This is a genomic window from Pantoea sp. SO10, assembly GCF_005281435.1.
Taxonomy (GTDB): Bacteria; Pseudomonadota; Gammaproteobacteria; order Enterobacterales; family Enterobacteriaceae; genus Pantoea; species Pantoea leporis.
This window is the reverse complement of the sequence record NZ_CP040095.1, coordinates 1,793,170-1,811,808: the sequence shown is the minus strand read 5'-3', so window position 1 is coordinate 1,811,808 and position 18,639 is coordinate 1,793,170. Positions and strand designations below refer to the sequence as shown.

The 18,639-nt window shown below is 56.8% G+C and carries 16 protein-coding genes; 1 reads left to right on the top strand and 15 read right to left on the bottom strand.

All coding sequences use genetic code 11. The annotated features are described in order from the left end of the window. Positions 1–4: 4 nt before the first annotated feature. From FCN45_RS08430 to FCN45_RS08415, 4 genes are all read right to left on the bottom strand, one after another. Complete coding sequence (locus tag FCN45_RS08430; protein ID WP_137385651.1) at positions 5–1,525, bottom strand: sugar ABC transporter ATP-binding protein; 1,521 nt, start codon at positions 1,523–1,525, stop codon at positions 5–7. A 9-nt stretch (positions 1,526–1,534) separates the two neighbouring features. Continuing rightward, positions 1,535–2,146 (bottom strand): DUF2291 family protein, encoded by a 612-nt coding sequence (locus FCN45_RS08425; protein WP_101764599.1) that lies wholly within the window; start codon positions 2,144–2,146, stop codon positions 1,535–1,537. A gap of 42 nt (positions 2,147–2,188) precedes the next feature. Further along, positions 2,189–3,124 (bottom strand): D-ribose ABC transporter substrate-binding protein, encoded by a 936-nt coding sequence (locus FCN45_RS08420; protein WP_137385650.1) that lies wholly within the window; start codon positions 3,122–3,124, stop codon positions 2,189–2,191. A gap of 63 nt (positions 3,125–3,187) precedes the next feature. Further along, positions 3,188–3,985: a GolD/DthD family dehydrogenase gene (locus FCN45_RS08415; protein ID WP_101764601.1), complete on the bottom strand. Its 798-nt coding sequence runs from the start codon at positions 3,983–3,985 to the stop codon at positions 3,188–3,190. Positions 3,986–4,361: 376 nt separating this feature from the next. Between FCN45_RS08415 and FCN45_RS08410 the strand changes: the two genes are divergently transcribed. Continuing rightward, complete coding sequence (locus FCN45_RS08410; RefSeq protein ID WP_137385649.1) at positions 4,362–5,180, top strand: DeoR/GlpR family DNA-binding transcription regulator; 819 nt, start codon at positions 4,362–4,364, stop codon at positions 5,178–5,180. A gap of 127 nt (positions 5,181–5,307) precedes the next feature. On the opposite strand, the gene cheZ is transcribed toward FCN45_RS08410, so the two are convergent. The 11 genes from cheZ to motA all read right to left on the bottom strand — a co-directional run bounded on the left by cheZ (position 5,308) and on the right by motA (position 18,561). Then, positions 5,308–5,949 carry a protein phosphatase CheZ gene (gene cheZ / locus FCN45_RS08405; protein ID WP_101764603.1) on the bottom strand — a complete coding sequence of 214 codons (642 nt, stop codon included), beginning with the start codon at positions 5,947–5,949 and terminating at the stop codon, positions 5,308–5,310. Positions 5,950–5,958: 9 nt separating this feature from the next. Continuing rightward, on the bottom strand, positions 5,959–6,348 hold the full coding sequence (cheY, locus tag FCN45_RS08400; RefSeq protein ID WP_008102871.1) for a chemotaxis response regulator CheY: 390 nt from the start codon (positions 6,346–6,348) through the stop codon (positions 5,959–5,961). A 39-nt stretch (positions 6,349–6,387) separates the two neighbouring features. Continuing rightward, positions 6,388–7,437 carry a chemotaxis response regulator protein-glutamate methylesterase gene (locus FCN45_RS08395; RefSeq protein WP_008102868.1) on the bottom strand — a complete coding sequence of 350 codons (1,050 nt, stop codon included), beginning with the start codon at positions 7,435–7,437 and terminating at the stop codon, positions 6,388–6,390. Next, on the bottom strand, positions 7,434–8,309 hold the full coding sequence (cheR, locus tag FCN45_RS08390; protein WP_101764604.1) for a protein-glutamate O-methyltransferase CheR: 876 nt from the start codon (positions 8,307–8,309) through the stop codon (positions 7,434–7,436). The genes FCN45_RS08395 and cheR overlap by 4 nt, the downstream gene beginning before the upstream one ends. A 103-nt stretch (positions 8,310–8,412) precedes the next feature. After that, positions 8,413–10,089, bottom strand: coding sequence for a methyl-accepting chemotaxis protein (locus tag FCN45_RS08385; RefSeq protein WP_137385648.1), 1,677 nt, complete (start codon positions 10,087–10,089; stop codon positions 8,413–8,415). Between the two features lie 224 nt (positions 10,090–10,313). Next, positions 10,314–11,975: a methyl-accepting chemotaxis protein gene (locus FCN45_RS08380; RefSeq protein WP_137385647.1), complete on the bottom strand. Its 1,662-nt coding sequence runs from the start codon at positions 11,973–11,975 to the stop codon at positions 10,314–10,316. A gap of 319 nt (positions 11,976–12,294) precedes the next feature. Then, positions 12,295–13,974, bottom strand: a complete 1,680-nt coding sequence (locus FCN45_RS08375) for a methyl-accepting chemotaxis protein (RefSeq protein WP_137385646.1) — start codon at positions 13,972–13,974, stop codon at positions 12,295–12,297. A gap of 170 nt (positions 13,975–14,144) precedes the next feature. After that, entirely contained in the window at positions 14,145–14,642 is a 498-nt protein-coding gene (gene cheW / locus FCN45_RS08370; protein ID WP_008102858.1) for a chemotaxis protein CheW, read from the bottom strand. 22 nt (positions 14,643–14,664) lie between these two features. Next, positions 14,665–16,635: a chemotaxis protein CheA gene (gene cheA, locus FCN45_RS08365; protein ID WP_192233597.1), complete on the bottom strand. Its 1,971-nt coding sequence runs from the start codon at positions 16,633–16,635 to the stop codon at positions 14,665–14,667. 10 nt (positions 16,636–16,645) lie between these two features. Next, the gene (gene motB, locus FCN45_RS08360; RefSeq protein ID WP_137385645.1) at positions 16,646–17,677 is read right to left on the bottom strand and encodes a flagellar motor protein MotB; all 1,032 of its coding nucleotides are present in this window, start codon (positions 17,675–17,677) and stop codon (positions 16,646–16,648) included. Further along, on the bottom strand, positions 17,674–18,561 hold the full coding sequence (gene motA / locus FCN45_RS08355) for a flagellar motor stator protein MotA (RefSeq protein ID WP_007891047.1): 888 nt from the start codon (positions 18,559–18,561) through the stop codon (positions 17,674–17,676). The genes motB and motA overlap by 4 nt, the downstream gene beginning before the upstream one ends. Positions 18,562–18,639: the final 78 nt, after the last annotated feature.

Below are 18,639 nucleotides of genomic sequence, written 5' to 3'. Positions count from 1 at the left end.
GGGCTCAATCATGTGGCGTTGAGGCGCTAATCAGGGCTTCGCGCGTGGCCGCCGCGCGCGGTAAATCGGCGGTGATGCGACCATCCGCCATCACCAGAATACGGTCAGCCAGCGCCATCACTTCATCCAGTTCGGACGAGGAGAACATTACCGCCAATCCCTGCTGCGCCAGGTTGCCAATCAGGTGATAAACGTCGGTTTTTGCCCCCACATCAATGCCGCGCGTGGGCTCATCCAGCAGCACCACCTGCGGCCCGGTCATCAGGGCTTTACCCAGCACCACTTTTTGCTGATTGCCGCCGCTTAAGGAGGTGATCGGCAGCTCGGGATCGCTGACCTTGATGGCGAGATGGCCAATCATTTCATCCACACGGCGCTGCTCGTTGTGCGGATTGAGCTTGCGCCAGCAGCGGCGGAAACCCCGCAGGCTGAGATCGCTGAGCGTCATGTTGGCGGTGATCGACATCAGCTGTACCACGCCTTCGGTTTGCCGATCTTCCGGCACCAGCGTGATGCCTTTTTTCAGTCGCTGCTGGAAACTGCGCTTCTCCAGCGCTTCGCCGTTCAGACTGACGCTGCCCGACTGACAGTGCATCATGCCAATCAACCCTTTGAACAACTCGGTGCGCCCGGCGCCCAGCAAACCGTAGATGCCAATCACTTCACCTTTTCGCAGCGAGAAAGAGACATCATTGAGCTTGTAACCGCCGTTTTGATGCAGCGCGGTCAGCCCGTTGACGCTAAGTACCGTTTCACCCTGCGTCGCTGGTTGGTAATCGAAGTGTTTCTTCTTGTCGCCCACCATCTGCTCAATGATCCACGGAACCGAGGCGTCACGGACTTCGCGTTCGCTGATGAAGCGTCCGTCGCGGAAGATGGTGATGTGATCGCCAATCTCCATCAGCTCTTCCAGCCGATGTGAGATATAGATAATGGTGACGCCGCGCCGTTTAAGCTGGTCGATGACGTTGAACAGCACTTTCACTTCTGACTGGCTGAGCGCGCTGGTCGGTTCATCCATGATCAGCACGCGCGTGTCCTTGGACAGCGCGCGGGCGATCTCCACCAGCTGCTGATGGCCGATACCGAGTTCAGCCAGCGGCGCGTAGGGATCGACATCCAGCTCCAGCCGTTCCAGCAGCGCTTTGGCGAGCGAATATTGATACTTCTCGTTGATCACGCCGCGCTGGAAAAACTCATTGGCCATGAAGATGTTGTCCATCACGTTCATATTGGGAAACAGGTTCAGCTCCTGAAAAATAATGCTGATGCCCTGCTTTTCCGCCTGATGCGTGGAGCTCAGCGACACCGCTGCGCCGTCCAGCAGAATCTCGCCGGATGACGGGATCTCCACGCCCGCCAGCATTTTCATCATGGTGGATTTGCCCGCGCCGTTTTCGCCAATCAGCACGTTAACTTTGTTGCGATAAACGCGATAATTGACCTGATCCAGCGCGGTGACGCCGGGATAGATGCGCGACACGTTGCGGGTTTCAATAATCACGTCATGTTGAGGCTGTTGCATATCCGCTCCTTACTGACGTGTAATCGCCGCTGGTGTCACATTCGGCACCTGCTCCGGCGTATCAAAGCTGCTAAACACGCCAGCCAACTGCACCTTGTCACCCACTTTGGGCTTGAAAGCACTCATCATGTTCGCCGCTTGCTGATTGATCGCGCGACTGTAATCGCCGAACAGCACCTGATCGTTAAAGTCCTGATAGCTGGCACCTTTGTAGGCATCACGCAACACCGTGCCGGGAAAAATCGGGCCAACCTGCACCGTGACAGTGTCACCGGACACATCTTTCACTGTCATCCGACCGTTACGCGACGTGGTGTTAACCGCCGTGATTTCACCGCTCACGTTGACACTGAACACGCACGGGTTCTCTTCCTGACTGCGATAGCCGTAGGTTTTACAAGCGCTGTCAAAATCTTTGGCGGATTTCAGCGCATTCAACAACTCAGCCACCGGCTTCGCATCATGTTGAACTTGCGGTACCAGTTTCTGTTGCCACGTTTGGGCAATATTGCCCATTTTGGGATTGGGAGGATTTTTCAGGTCGGCCAGCTCCTGCTGCGACACAATGCGGCAACCGCTAAGGATCACGACAGGAAGCAGTAACCAGAGTCGTCTGTGCATCACATTCTCCTGGGCGCCCGATCTACGGGCGCACCGCATTGATTACGACTTGAAGTTAAAGTCCTGCACGCCTTTGGCGTTGTCTGGCATAATGAGAATGCCGCGGAACATCACGCGCTGCTTCTCAGGCTTGGTGCCTTTCTGAATAAAGTTGTCGAGGTCGGTCACGCCCTGTGCGGCGATGGCTTGTGCCTGCAGCATCACCGTGGCTTTCAGATCCCCTTTTTCCACCGCGTCACGTTCATCATTGCTGCCGTCAATGCCGACCACGATGACGTCGTTACGGCCTGCCGCTTTCAGAGCTGCAATCGCGCCCAGCGCCACGGGGCCGTTACCGCAGATCACGCCTTTCACATCCGGATGCGCCTGCAAAATGCTGTCCATGATGCGTTTGCCGTCAATCAGCGTGCCTTTGGCATCCTGACGCGCCACGCTTTTCATATCGGGATATTGGTCGAGCACCTGATGGAAGGATTTGGAGCGTGTGACGCAGTTGTTGTCAGCAAGGTTACAGGTGAGTTCCGCGTAGCTGCCCTTTTCCCCCATCTTCTCCACAAACACGTTTGCCACGTCGGAGCCGGCCTGGAAGTTGTTGTGGGTGATCTGCGCCAGCGCCACGTCATCCACCGGGATTTCGCGGTTGATCAGCACCACCGGAATGCCGGCATCTTTGGCTTTTTTAATCGCGGCGACGCTGGCGGTGGAGTCGGCGTTATCCAGCACGATGCCCTGCACCTTTTTGCCGATGGCGGCATCAATCAGTTCACTTTGCTTTTTCACATCTTCGCCATGCGACAGCACGCTGGTTTTATAGCCCAGCTCCTGCGCTTTGAGGTTGGCACCTTTGGCTTCGGAGGCGTAATACGGGTTATCCAGCGAGTTCACCAGAATCATGATGGTGCCTTTATCGGCAGCGAAACTGGCTTGGGAGATCAGGCAACTGGCAATAGCAGTTAACAGCAGGGTACGTTTTTTCATGGTGAGGTTCTCTCATTGTTATAGTGGGTCACGCAGGGTCAGCCGTTCTGGTGTTGGCGCGGCTTACCAGATGGTAAAGCCACCGTCGATCATTAAATCTGCGCCGGTGATCATGTCGCTGCCGTTGCTGGCGAAGAACAGCACCGCGGCGGCGATTTCGTCGGTATAGGCAAAGCGTCCCAGCGGGATCAGCTTTTTCATCTGCTCGCCCTTCTCACCGCGCCAGGCTTTTTCACCCATCGGCGTCAGTACCACGGTGGGCGATAAGGTATTGACGTTAATGCGATAGGGAGCGAACTCTTTGGCCATCACTTTGGTCATGCCGAGCAGACCGGCTTTGGCGGAGGTGTAAGCAACGTGGTTGTCGATAGCAATGGAGGCGGCCTGCGACGCAATGTTGATGATTTTGCCGCCGTTACCGGCGCGCACCATGCGTTTACCGGCCGCCTGCGAACAGAGGAAAGGACCGGTGAGATTGACGTCGATCTGCTTCTGCCACTCGGCAAAATCGGTTTCTAACACCGGTTGCAGCATCACGTAGCCCGCGCAGTTCACCAGGATATCAATCTGACCGTAATGCTGTTCGACGCGATCAAATGCCGCTTCAACCGAGGCCGGATCGGTCACGTCGCAGCACACCAGCAGCACGCGATCGGCAGCAAATTGATCCTGCACGCCCGCCACTTTGTCACTTTCGAAGGGCGGATAAAGCAGCGCCAGCCGTGCGCCCTTCTCCAGCAGCATGGCATTACTGGCCATCGCAATCCCGCCCAGCCCGCCGGTGACTACCGCCACTTTGCCGGTTAAATCCTGCTCAATGTTCACGCCGTAGCGCAGGTTAACGTCATATTCCCCACTCATCGTCTCTCTCCATAATGGTGTACGGCGGCGCTGGTTATTGCTGGCCGGGTTATCGTTTTTACAAATATCATTTTCGAACAAAAATATAAGCTATCGTTTAATAATGGTTTGTGGAGGAGATCAAATTTCATACAAATTGCAGTAATAAAAATTATCTTGCTGATTTTGTTGAATTTGCACCATTCACCGCATTCAGGACATGGAGCGAGCTGCTGACGGCTTTCTGCGAAATCAATCGCATAGCAAATGATGATTTTCATTCGAAAACGAATGTTTCTGGAAGCCACCTCGCAAATGGCCAAATCGCAGAGTAAAATCAGCTCGGGTTTCCTTATTGGCGAAACCCGACCGTGATTGGAAAGAGGGAGCATTTCGATTGAAAAGCAAAACTGAGCAGCTGGCAGATATGCAGCAGCGCCGTGAGAAGATTCTGGAGATGATCCGCGAAGACGGTACCGTCACGGTTAAAGCGCTAACCGATACCTTCGGTCTGACCGAAGCCACCATTCGCACCGACTTGCGCATGTTGCAGCAAGAGGGGCACGTACAGCGTTATCACGGCGGCGCCACGCTGATGACCGGCAAGCAGAATACCGGCGCGATGTTGCTGGAGCGTCAAACACATCTGGAAGAAAAACAGGCGATTGGCCGCCTTGCCGCTCAGCATGTGGAAAATGGCGACACGGTGATTTTCGATTCCGGTACCACCACCACGGCGATTGCCGAGGCGATCAGCCATATTCGTCGTTTATCGGTAATTACCACGGCGGTGAATATCGCGCTGAAGCTGGGCGGCGAGCCGGGTATCAATATTTTGCTGACCGGCGGCACTTTTAAGTTCCCGACGCTTTCGACTTCGGGTGAGAAAGCCGCCTCGTTTTTCGAAAACGTGCTGGCGGAGAAGCTGTTTCTTGCCACGGCCTGTATCTCGCCGCGTCTCGGTTTGAGCTTTCCCAGCGAGACCGATATCAAGGTGAAAATGGCGATGATCAATTCAGCCAACAGCGTGTATGTGGTGGCGGATTCCAGCAAGATCGATAAGGTGTCGATGTTCGCACTGCCGTGCGACTGGAGCCATATTCACTATCTGATTACCGATAGCGGCATTTCGCCGGCGCAGGTCGCGGCGTTTGAGGCGTTAGGTGTGCAGGTGTTGGTGGCGCAGTCGGCGTTGGCGCAGAAGCGCGCAGTGTAAGGTGCGGTGCGCGCTGTCCCTCACCCCGGCCTCTCCCGCAAGCGGGCGAGGGAGACGCTGCCATATCCAGGCCCGAACGGTTCCCTCTCCCACCTGTGGGAGAGGGTTAGGGTGAGGGCAAACGTGTTTAAAACCCTAAGCTATCCAGCAGGTCATCAACCTGATCCTGGTTCGCCACCACGCCGGGTGCATTGGCGTGGATCTGCGGACCGTTCAGCAGGCTGTTGCCCTCTTTACGCGCCGCGGCGTTGGCTTCTGGCATATTCTCCAGTAGCACCATCAACAGCTGACGCTCGATCTCCTGGATCACATCCATCATGCGCTTGATCACCTGACCGGTCAGGTCCTGGAAATCCTGTGCCATCATGATTTCGAGCAACTGCTTATTGGTGTACGACGTGTGTCCCGGAACGTCAGTCAGGAACTGGCGCGTATCCGAAACCAACTCGCGCGCATCTGTCAGTTCAATCGGATTTTCAAACCACGCATCCCAACGGCCTTTCAGCTGGTTGGCGCCGGCTTCCATTTGGTCCTGGTGTGGCTGCGCTGCTTCAACGCAGTTCAACGCACGTTCTGCCGCTTGCGCCGTCATTTGCACAACATAATCCAGACGATCGCGCGCATCAGGAATCGCTTCCGCCGCTTCAGCAATTGCCTGGTCTAACCCCAGCTCACGCAAACTGTCACGCAACATGCGCGTCAGTGAGCCGATGCGGGTAATAATGTCGTGTGCCGAGGCTTCTTCGGTTGATTTCGGAAGGTCGCTCATCACATCTCCTTACATACCCAGTTTTTCGAATATTTTGCCTAACTTCTCTTCCAGCGTGGCCGCCGTGAACGGCTTCACCACGTAGCCGCTGGCGCCCGCCTGCGCGGCCGCGATGATATTCTCTTTCTTCGCTTCCGCGGTCACCATCAGCACCGGCAGTTTGTTCAGTGTGGCGTCAGCACGGATGGTTTGCAGCAGCTCCAGACCGTCCATGTTCGGCATGTTCCAGTCGGAAACCACGAAATCAAAGCCACCGGCACGCAGTTTGGTCAGCGCATCGACGCCATCTTCTGCTTCTTCAACGTTATTGAATCCAAGCTCTTTCAGCAGGTTACGGACAATACGACGCATCGTATTGAAGTCATCCACCACCAAAAAGCGCATATTTTTATCAGCCATATCTACTCCCGTGTTGTCTCGTCCAGCAGGACGGGCTCGTTAAATTCGCAATGCCTGTCCGGCGCTAATTTTCGCCAGCATGTGCTGACTGATGTGGCCTAAATCGACCACTTCACTGGTGCCGCCCATCGCAATCGCTTCGCGCGGCATACCAAATACCACGCAGCTGGCTTCATCCTGCGCGATGGTCCAGGCGCCCGCGCGATGCATTTCCAGCATCCCGGCCGCGCCGTCGTTACCCATCCCGGTCAGAATCACACCCACCGCATTTCGTCCTGCGTGCACCGCCACCGAACGGAACAGCACATCCACCGATGGCTTGTGTCGGTTCACTGGCGGACCGTCATTCAGTTTCACCACATAGTTGGCCCCGCTGCGGCCCAGCTCCATGTGCATGGCGCCCGGCGCGATATAGGCGTGGCCGGGCAGAATACGCTCGCCGTCTTCCGCTTCTTTCACGGTGATTTGGCACAATTTATTCAGACGCTCGGCAAACGAACGCGTAAAGCCTGGCGGCATATGCTGGGTAATCAGCAGCGCCGGGCTGGTCGCCGGCAGCGGCTGCAGCACATGGCGAATCGCCTCGGTGCCGCCGGTGGACGAGCCGATGGCAATCAGCTTTTCACTGCTCAGCAACGGGCCGGCTTTCAGCGTGACCGGCATCGGCGTGGAGGCACGCACATGCAGCTTGGCGCGCGCGGCGGCGCGGATCTTGTCAGCAATCATCTGGCTATACGCCAGCATGCCTTCGCGGATGCCGAGCTGTGGCTTGGTGACAAAATCCACCGCACCCAACTCCAGCGCGCGCAGCGTCACTTCTGAACCTTTACCGGTCAGCGAGGAGACCATCACCACCGGCATCGGACGCAGGCGCATCAGCTTCTCGAGGAAATCGAGGCCATCCATGCGCGGCATCTCCACATCCAGCGTCAATACCTGCGGGTTGTACTGTTTGATTAAATCCCGCGCCACCAGCGGATCGGGCGCACTCGCGACCATCTCCATATCGGGATGGCTGTTGATGATTTCTGTCATCAACTGTCGCATCAGCGCAGAGTCATCCACGCACATCACGGTGATTTTGCTCATCGTCTTTCCTTGCTCAGTCCATAGACTGTCTGTCCACGCAGCCAGAACTCTTTGCTGATCTGACTAAAGTTCTCTGAATGCCCGGCAAACAGCAGACCGCCGGGTTTCAGCAGAGGCACGAAACGGCGCAGAATCTGTTCCTGCGTCTCTTTATCGAAATAGATCATCACGTTGCGACAGAAAATAGCGTCGAACGGACCCGGCAACGCCCAGTCGTGTGCCAGTAAATTCAGTTGCGTATAGTTCACCATGTTGGCGAGGTCGGAACGCACGCGCACCATGCCTTCATGCGGACCGGTGCCGCGCAGGAAAAAGCGCTGCAGCTGCGACTGCGATAGCGTACGTAGCTCTTCCTGGCGATACACGCCGGCCACGGCTTTCTCGAGCACCTGCGTATCGATATCGCTGGCGTGGACCTGGAATTTACCCGGACCGGTGCCCAGCGTTTCCGCCAGCGTCATGGCGATGGAGTACGGCTCTTCGCCGGTTGAGGCGGCGGTGCTCCACACGCTGTAGTTACCCGTGCGCTTACGCGCATGATCCGCGAGGATCGGAAAGTGATGCGCCTCGCGGAAGAAAGAGGTCAGATTGGTGGTCAGCGCGTTAATAAACGCCTGCCACTCCGCACTGTTTTGGTCTTGCTCCAGCAGCGCCAGATAGCGGCCAAAGTCATCAATATTCAGCATGCGCAGACGACGCACTAAACGGTTGTAAACCATCTCGCGTTTGTGGTCGGCCAGCACAATGCCCGCGCGCTGATAGATCAGCTGGCTAATGCGACGAAAATGCGTATCTGAGAGCGGTAACCGCTGCACCATTTGCGAGAGCAGCGTGGTCGCTTCACTTTGATCCAATAACGTCGATTTCTTCATTTCAGGTCACCCGGCAACAAACTGTTTAAATTGTGATACTGCGGTTGCTACTGTGCTGCCAGTCGCGCCATTCTCATGGGCCGCCTTGCGGCGGCCACAAGGATTAAAAGGTTTCCCAGTTATCGTCAGTGCTACGTGCGCCTGCCGGTGCCAGTGCTTTTGGCGTGCCGGAACGCAAATTTTTTGCCGCTGTAGATACGTTAACGGCCTGAACGACAAATTCTTTACCGATATTGAACACCGCAACCGACTGTTTCAGTCGGCTGGCCTGATCTTCCAGCGCGGCCGCCGCCGTCGCCGACTCTTCGACCAGCGCGGCGTTCTGCTGCGTCACGCGATCCATCTCGTTCACCGCCAGACCGACCTGATCGATACCACGGCTCTGCTCGTCCGACGCCGAGGCAATTTCGCCCATGATGTCGGTGACGCGCGTGACCGCATTCACGATGTTGGTCATGGTTTCCCCGGCGCTCTCTACCAGCACGGAACCGGTGTTGACGCGGCTGACCGAATCCTCGATCAATCCTTTAATCTCTTTCGCCGCCTGCGCGCTGCGCTGTGCCAGACTGCGCACCTCGCCCGCTACCACGGCAAATCCACGTCCCTGCTCACCGGCGCGTGCTGCTTCTACCGCAGCGTTCAGTGCGAGGATATTGGTCTGGAAGGCAATGCCGTCGATCACGCTGATGATGTCAGCGATTTTCTTCGAGCTGCCGGTGATCTCTTTCATGGTAGTCACCACGCCATCCACCACTTTGCCGCCCTGCTGCGCGGTCTCCGAGGCGGTGAGCGCCAGCTGTGACGCCTGACGGGCATTTTCGGCGTTCTGCTTCACCGTGGCGGTTAACTGCTCCATGCTGGCAGCGGTCTCTTCCAGCGAAGCCGCTTGCTGCTCGGTACGCGAGGAGAGATCGTTGTTGCCCATGGCGATTTCACTCGCACCGGTGTAGATCGCATCGGAACCGTCACGCACGGTACGCACCGTCCGCGCCAGCTCTTGCTGCATCTCTTGCACCGAGGTGAGCAGCTCGCCCATCTCGTTGCGCACCGTGATCTCCACCTGCTGCGTCAAATCGCCACGCGCGATGTGACGAATGTGCTCGATGCTGTGCTTTAGCGGACGGATCAGCACCGTACGCATGCCGCTCCACACCAGCGCAATCACCAGCAAGGTCACCAGCAGCGTGCCGACCACCAGCATGATGGATTGGTTATACGCCGCCTCATTGGCTGCAATGCCCTGATTGGCGAGCACAATGTTGTAGCTCAACCATTCGTTGTAATCCTTAGCAAACTTGTCCTGGAATCCCTGCGTCGGCTGATCGACAAATCCTTTGAAATTTCCACTACTGAGGAAATCGATCAACTCACCCAATGCTCCGCGATAGGCGTTGTAGTTGGCCTGTAGCGTCAGCACGTTCTCGGCCTTTTTGCCCTTTTCAGACAGGTTGGCGTTAAATTCGGCAAAACCCTCATCAGCGTGCTTCAACTCCTCACTCGCCAGCGCCACCAGATCTTTCACGGTTGCGCCTGAGCCAGCCTGCTGACTGTCCAGCAGGTAACGGATCCCCGCACGGTTCAGCGTGTTACGCGCCTGAACCAGCGATACCCATGAGGTGCCCATTGCCCGCTGCAGCGTGCTAAGACGCTGGTTATAGGCAAAATTTTCTTTATCGGCTTTGACCGTGGAGTAGAACACTCCACCGGAGAACAGCTGCAGTAAGGCAAACAGCGCCAGCACGCACAGCAGGCCGGATACAACACGAATACGACTAAACATAAACACCTCATTGGTTGGCGGATCGCCTCTGTTATCGGCTTTTCTGAGGGGATCTTTATGTGTGTTCGCAGGGGTTGGACCAGCGGGGGGGATGGGTGCTCGCTGTCCCTCACCCCGGCCCTCTCCCGCAGGCGGGAGAGGGAGATGCTGCCACATGCAGGCTCGATCGGTTCCCTCTCCCACTTGTGGGAGAGGGTTAGGGTGAGGGGCAAACAACTCAGAACTTAAAACGTCTCCCAGTTACCCTCACTCACCGGCGCGGCAGCCGCTTTGCGCGGTGCGCTGGCGATCTGGCGCAACGTGCTCGCCTTCGGTTGCGCCTGTGCGGCGCGCGGAATGCGGAACACCGATACCGACTGGCTCAGGCGGCTCGCCTGCTCTTCCAGTGATGCGGCGGCGGCGGCGGACTCTTCCACCAGCGAGGCGTTCTGCTGGGTGACGCGGTCCATCTCGGTCACCGCTTGTCCCACCTGATCGATACCACGGCTCTGCTCATCCGATGCCGAGGCGATTTCGCCCATAATATCGGTGACGCGCGTAACGGCGCCGACGATATCGTTCATGGTTTCTCCGGCGGTGCCGACCAGCTGCGAGCCGTTGTTGACGCGGTTCACCGAGTCTTCGATCAAGCCTTTAATCTCTTTCGCCGCCTGCGCACTGCGCTGCGCCAGGTTACGCACTTCACCGGCCACCACAGCAAATCCACGGCCCTGTTCACCGGCACGCGCCGCTTCTACCGCCGCGTTCAGCGCCAGGATATTGGTCTGGAAGGCGATGCCATCGATCACGCTGATAATGTCGGCGATCTTCTTCGAGCTGCCGGCGATATCCTGCATGGTACGCACCACGCCATCGACCACCTCGCCACCTTTGCGTGCGGTATCCGACGCGCTGAGTGCCAGCTGCGACGCCTGACGCGCATTCTCGGCATTCTGTTTCACCGTCGCGGTGAGCTGCTCCATGCTGGCCGCCGTCTGCTCCAGCGAGGCGGCCTGCTCTTCGGTACGCGCCGACAGATCGTTATTCCCGGCGGCGATTTCGCTGGCGCCGGTGAAAATCGCATCGGAACCGTCACGTACATTGCCCACGGTGCTGACCAGCGACTGCTGCATTTCATGCAGGCTTCCCGCCAGCTGGCTCATTTCGTTGCGCCCTTCCACCACGATATTTTGCGTGAGATCGCCCGCGGCAATATGGCGAATATGCGCCAGCAGCTGATGCAGCGGCTGAATCAGCACGCTACGCAGGCCGAACCAGCAGCCAATGATCACCGCAATCACCACCAGCGCCACCGACGCCAGCAGCCACATCATGGTGTGGAAGGCGCGCTGATTCTGCGCCACGCCTTCTGCCGCCAATATGCTTTGCTCCGTCCGCCACTCTTCGTAAGTGGCTTTCATCGCGACCTGTTTAGCTTCGATGTTCTGCGCAAACATGCCTTGCAGATCGTTGGCTTTCAGGCGATCCAGCATCGCTTTCAACCCGTCGTTGAAAGCGGCGTAGTTCGCTTCCAGCTTATCGCGCAACGCGTCTGGCAAGCCCGGCGTGGCTGGCAAGTCGTAGTAGCGTTGATAGTGGCCGGCAGCCACATTGAGCTGTTTTTCGGTCTGGGCGATTAAGGCACTCAGCTGGCCGCCATTCGACTGCGCGGCCATGGTGCCCTGCATACGCAACATGGCGCGGTTGAGTACGGTGCGGGTTTGGTTCAGTTCAATCCAGGCGTCTGACATCGCGCCAACGTTGTTGGAAGAGATCTGCGCTACCGCAAACGCCTCTTTATCTTTTTGTAAGGCGGACCAGAACAGGCCACCCGACAGTAATTGTAAAGCGCCAAACACCAGTAATACGGCGATTAAACTGGTCACTACATTGATTCGTTTTAACATGGGATCTCCAGGGATGCGTTTCGGCTCCCCCAGTTATCGACCGGCAATCTGAATTTTTCAGGGTGCTTAAGCTACTTTACGAATTAAAACTCTGCGTTTGCGCATGATTGCAGTGTTTTATAACTAAAGAAATTAACAGTAAAAAAAATGCGTCTTTATCGGCTGAGCGATGAAGGCGCATTGGGTATTGTGCGGGTTGTCCCTCACCCCGGCCCTCTCCCGCCTGCGGGAGAGGGAGACGCTGCCACATGCTAGCTCGGACAGTTCCCTCTCCCACGAGTGGGAGAGGGTTAGGGTGAGGGACCGACCACTCCGAAACTTAAAACGTTTCCCAGTTGCTGTCCCCAGCCGCGGCGGTCAGCGCTTTACGCGGTGTGCCGAGCGTGGGGAGTGCGATCTGCGGATGACGCACGCCGCTTCTGGCCTGCGGCTGCGTTTGCGCCGCGCGCGGTACGCGGAACACCGCCACCGACTGGCTCAGGCGACTGGCCTGCTCTTCCAGCGAGGCCGCCGCCGCCGCAGACTCTTCCACCAGCGAGGCGTTCTGCTGCGTCACGCGATCCATCTCCGTCACCGCCTGGCCGACCTGATCGATACCACGGCTCTGCTCATCCGATGCCGAGGCAATTTCGCCCATGATGTCGGTGACGCGCGTTACCGCATTAACGATATCGCTCATGGTCTCACCAGCGGTGCCCACCAGTTCAGATCCGCTGTTCACGCGGCTGACGGAGTCTTCAATCAACCCTTTAATCTCTTTCGCCGCCTGCGCGCTGCGCTGGGCCAGATTACGGACTTCACCCGCGACCACCGCAAAGCCACGGCCTTGCTCACCGGCGCGCGCCGCTTCTACCGCCGCGTTCAACGCCAGAATATTGGTCTGGAAGGCAATGCCATCGATAACGCTGGTGATGTCGGCGATCTTCTTCGAACTGCCGGCGATGTCGCTCATGGTGCGCACCACGCCTTGCACCACGTCACCGCCCTTCTGCGCGGTTTCGGAGGCACTCAACGCCAGCTGCGACGCCTGACGCGCGTTTTCGGCGTTCTGCTTCACGGTGGCGGTCAGCTGTTCCATGCTGGCGGCGGTCTGCTCCAGTGAAGCCGCCTGCTCTTCGGTACGTGCCGAGAGATCGTTGTTGCCCGCAGAGATTTCGCTCGCTCCGGTAAAGATGGCATCCGAACCGTCACGCACATCACTCACCGTGCGCACCAGCGACTGCTGCATCTCATGCAGGCTTTCCGCCAGCTGGCTCATTTCGTTGCGTCCTTCGACCGCGATGCGCTGCGTCAAATCGCCCTGCGCAATGTGCTGAATATGCTGGATGTTGTCATTAAGCGGCTTGATGAGGATTTTGCGCATGCCAAACCAGCACAGCACAATCACCGCCACCACAATCGCCAGCACCGCGCCTAACAGCCAGATCATGTGATCGTAGGCTGAGCTGTTGGCTTCGACGCCCGCCGCAGTCAGGCGATCCTGATCGGCACGCCATTGGCGGTACTCTTTCAGGAAGGCGTTTTGGCTTGGCGCAACCGGCGCTTTGGCTGCCTGATCGAGATCTTTTGCGACCAACGCGTCCTGCAACTGGCTTAGCGCGCTGGCATAGGCGGTATAGGTTTGATCGAGACGTTTGTTGAGCGCGGCATCCTGTCCCGGCGTGTCCGGCGTCGCTTTAAACAGCTGGTAGTTATCGGCGGCCTCTTTCTGGAAGGCTTTGCTGTCGCCGTACAAACCGGCGATATCCGCTTCGGTACCGGTCAGTTTGCTGGTTGCCATGCGCAGCTGAATGCGAGTTAACACCACACGGCTCTGATTGAGGCTCATGTAGGCGTCGTTGATGGCGGCGGTGTTTTTGCTCGCCAGTTGTGAAACGTTAAAATTGTTTTTGTCATCGCTTAGCGCTTTAAAAAACAGTGAGCCGGATGCCAGCTGTAAAAAGCCAAACACTAACAACACCAGCAATAAGCTGGTGACAACGCGGATTCTCGTAAACATAGTTTGCCCTGGAAAATGAAGGAAAAAATCGTACCGATCGGTTATCGACCAGGGGCGGAGAAGATTGAGGGATATTACAGCGATTTTTTGCGGATTTATTGTTGATTTGTAAGGAATTAATTAATGTGTGTAATGATAACGGGCCGCAGCAGCGCGGCCCGTTACGGGAACTATGCAGTACGCAGGTTATCCACCAGCGCCATCTCTTCGCTGCTCAGCAGCTTTTCGATATCGACCAGAATCAGCATACGTTCACCCAGCGCGCCCAGACCGGTCAGGTACTCGGTGGACATGGTGACCGCGAACTCCGGTGAAGGACGAATCTGCTCTTGCGTCAGCGACAGCACATCAGAAACGCCATCCACCACGATGCCCACCACGCGATGCTCAAGATTCAGCACGATCACCACGGTGTTCTCGTTGTACACCACATCCGGCTGCGAGAACTTCACACGCAGGTCGATGATCGGCACGATCACGCCGCGCAGGTTGGTGACGCCTTTGATGAATTCCGGCGTGTTGGCGATGCGGGTTACCTGATCGTAACCGCGAATCTCCTGCACTTTCAGAATGTCGATGCCGTACTCTTCGTCACCCAGTGTGAAAACTAAGAATTCCTGGCCCACGGTTTCGCCAGCGATTTTGGTCACGGTTGCCATGTCAGTCATTTTTTTACCCTTTCGTTATCTATTACGCTGCGGCACCGGCCACACGCTTTTCACGGTTCAACGATTGCAGTGCTGAGACATCCACAATCAGCGCCACGCTACCATCGCCTAAAATGGTGGCGGCAGAGATGCCCGGCACTTTGCGATAGTTGCTTTCAAGGTTTTTCACTACCACCTGATGCTGACCAATCAGCTGATCGACCAGCAGCGCATAGCGACGGCCTGCGCTTTGCAGAATCACCACAATGCCTTGCGTGGCGTCGGTTTTGGCGTTCTGCACCTCAAACACATTCCACAGTTCCACCAGCGGCAGATATTCGCCACGCACTTCCAGCACGCGCTCGCCACCGGCCAGCGGTTTCAGCTCTTCTGCGGTCGGCTGCAGCGATTCCATCACCGCGTTGAGCGGCAAAATGAACACTTCGTTAGCGACGCGTACTGACATGCCGTCGAGGATCGCCAGCGTCAGCGGCAGCAGGATGCGAATGGTGGTGCCTTTGCCCTGCTTCGAGGAGATTTCGACGTGACCGCCCATCTCCTGAATATTCCTTTTCACCACGTCCATGCCCACGCCACGGCCCGACACGTCGGTGACCTGCTCAGCGGTGGAGAAGCCCGGCGCGAAGATCAGCATGCCGACTTCTTCATCGCTCATGCTGTCGCTGACCGGCAGGCCAGACGACAGCGCTTTAGCCAGAATACGTTCGCGGTTCAGACCGGCACCGTCATCGATCACTTCGATGCAGATGTTGCCGCCCTGATGTTCCGCCGACAGCGTCAGGTTGCCGACGGCGGTTTTATTCGCGGCCAGACGTTTTTCCGGGGTTTCGATACCGTGATCGAGGCTGTTACGCACCAGGTGCGTTAACGGATCGATGATACGTTCAATCAGGCTCTTATCCAGCTCGGTTGAGCTGCCGAGCAGCGTCAGCTCCACTTCTTTGCCCAGCTTGCTGGCCAAATCGCGGACCAGACGCGGGAAGCGGCTGAAGACGTACTCCATCGGCATCATACGAATCGACATCACCGATTCCTGCAGATCGCGGGCGTTACGCTCCAGCTGACCCATGCTGTTGAGCAGGTCGCCGTGCGCCACCGGATCCAGCGCACCGGAGCGCTGTGCCAGCATCGATTGGGTGATCACCAGTTCGCCAACCAGGTTAATCAGCTGGTCCACTTTCTCGACGGCAACACGGATGCTGCTGGATTCGCTGCCTTTAGCCGGTGCGGCGGCACGTTTAGGTTCGCGCTTCACCGCTGGCGTGATATCGGTGACGGTGGCGGTTTGCACCGGTTCAGCAGCCACTTCAGCAACCGGGGCGTCGGCAACGGCCGCCGCGCCTGTCGGGAAGTGAATCTGTGCTTCATCCAGCACAAAACAGAGCACCGCGACGATGTCATCTTTGCCGACGCCATCAATGGTAACGTCCAGCGAATTGGCTCCTTTCACCACGTTGCTGACGGTACCGAGATTGCCGAGCTCCTCCAGCATCAGCTCCGGCTCTTTCTCTTTCAGGTCAACCAGTTGCAGGCGCAGACCTGCGGCCGCAACTGGTGCTGCGATCTCAACCACTTCGGCGACTTTGGGCGCTTCAGGCGCAATGCCTTTCGCTTCCAGTGCCAGCTGACGCAGCGCTTCGCAGATGTATTTAAAGCTTTCTGCATTCGGCTCCTGCGCCGTTTTATAGGCATCGAGCTGTTCTTGCATAATATCTTTGGTTTCCAAAAACAGGTTGATGATATCGGTGCTGAGCTGCATCTCGCCGCGGCGCGCACCATCCAGAATGTTTTCCAGGATGTGGGTGGTTTCCTGTAAAACCGTAAAGCCAAACGTACCGGCTCCGCCCTTGATGGAGTGGGCGGCGCGGAAGATGGCATTCAACTGCTCGGAATCGGGCTCCTGGGGATCAAGTCCCAACAGGTGTTGCTCCATATCCGCTAACAGCTCATCGGCTTCATCGAAAAACGTCTGGTAAAAATCGCTGATGTCCATGCTCACGGGATCACCTCGGCTGTGAGGGTTGGTCTGGTGTCACCGCGCTCGCCGTGGGCGTCGCCGCTGCCGCAGGGGCCGTTGCAGCAGTCGGCGCAGCCGGTGTTGCAATGGAACCTGTTGGAGCAGTCGACGCAGCCGGTACAGCGGGTGCGGTAATGTTGGGAATCATTTGCGCCGGGTCGCTCACCTGAACGGCATCGCTCTCGGCATTCTCTTTTTCAATCGCCGCTTCGGTGTCGTGATTCAACACCAGCAGGCTAATGCGGCGGTTGACTGCATCATTAGCACCACGGTTTTTCAGCTTCATGGTGTCGGCCATACCGACCACACGCAGCATTTTGGCGCCGTCGAGGCCACCAATCACCAGCTCGCGCCGTGAGGCATTGGCACGATCCGCCGACAGTTCCCAGTTGCTGTAGCCACGATCGCCGTTGGCATACTGAAAATCATCGGTGTGACCCGCGAGGCTGATTTTGTTCGGAATATCATTCAGCACCGGCGCGATAGTGCGCAGGATGTCGCGCATGTAAGGCTCCACGTCCGCGCTGCCGGTTTTAAACATCGGGCGGTTCTGGCTATCGATAATCTGAATGCGCAGTCCCTCTTCGACCATGTTGATGATCAGATGCGGACGCAGCGCTTTCAGACGCGGGTCGGCTTCAATCAGCTGGTCGAGCTTTTCACGCAGGCGATTCAGGCGGATCTCCTCCAGCTTCTTCTTCTGCGCATCCATATCGACAATCTTCTTCACTTCACCCTTCTGCTGCGTCGGATCATCGCCGCCGCCGGGGATCGGACTTTCGCTGTCGCTGCTGCGCTGACCGCCGGTCAACGCCACTTTCAGCGGCGTTTTAAAGTATTCCGCAATCTGGACCAACTCTTTGGGGCTGGAGATGGAGAGCAACCACATCACCATAAAGAACGCCATCATCGCCGTCATAAAGTCGGCATAGGCAATCTTCCACGAACCGTGGCTCCCATGGTGACCTTTATGTTTGCGCTTTTTAACCAGCACAATGGGGCGATTGCCTGCTTTCATGAATTCTCATCCGAAGTTTGTTTCGCCGGGTTCTTGGCGTTACGCACGTGCTCTTCCAGCTCCGAGAACGACGGACGTTCAGCGGAGTAAAGCGTTTTACGACCAAATTCCACCGCGATTTGCGGGGCGTAACCGTTGAGGCTGGAGAGCAACGTCACCTTCACGCACTGCATCATCTTGGTGGTTTCGGCACATTTCTGACGCAGCACCGACGCCAGCGGAGAGATAAAGCCGTAGGCCAGTAAAATTCCGAGGAAGGTACCGACCATCGCATGGGCCACTAACGCACCCAGTTCGGCCGCCGGACGGTCGGCTGACGCCAGTGCGTGCACCACGCCCATTACCGCCGCGACAATACCGAAAGCCGGTAAGCCATCACCCACCGCCGAGATACTTTGCGCGGGGACTTCACACTCGTGCTCGTAGGTCTCAATCTCTTCATCCATCAACGCTTCAATTTCGAAGGCGTTCATATTTCCGCTGACCATCAAACGCAAATAATCGGTAATAAAATCGACTAACTGTTTATCGGACAAAATACGCGGATAGTTAGCGAAAATTTCACTCTGGCTGGGATCTTCAATGTCACGTTCTAATGACAACATGCCTTGCTGACGGGATTTCGCCATCAGGCGATAAAGCAGCGCCATTAAATCCATGTATACGGCTTTGTTATATTTCGAGCCGCGCATTAACAATGGCAGCGCTTTTAATGTTTTCTTAATCGATTTGCCATTATTGCCGACTAAAAAGGCACCAATACCGGCACCGCCGATAATGATCAGCTCCGCCGGTTGATAAAGCGCGCCTAAATGTCCGCCGACCATCGCGTAGCCGCCCAACACGGAGCCGACGACCACGATATAACCCAGAATTATCAGCACAAAAAATCCTTACGTCCGTAACGTGTTGATGGAAGTTAAGCCAGAGAGCCGCAGGTGTTATTCGTTGATCGCAGGCAA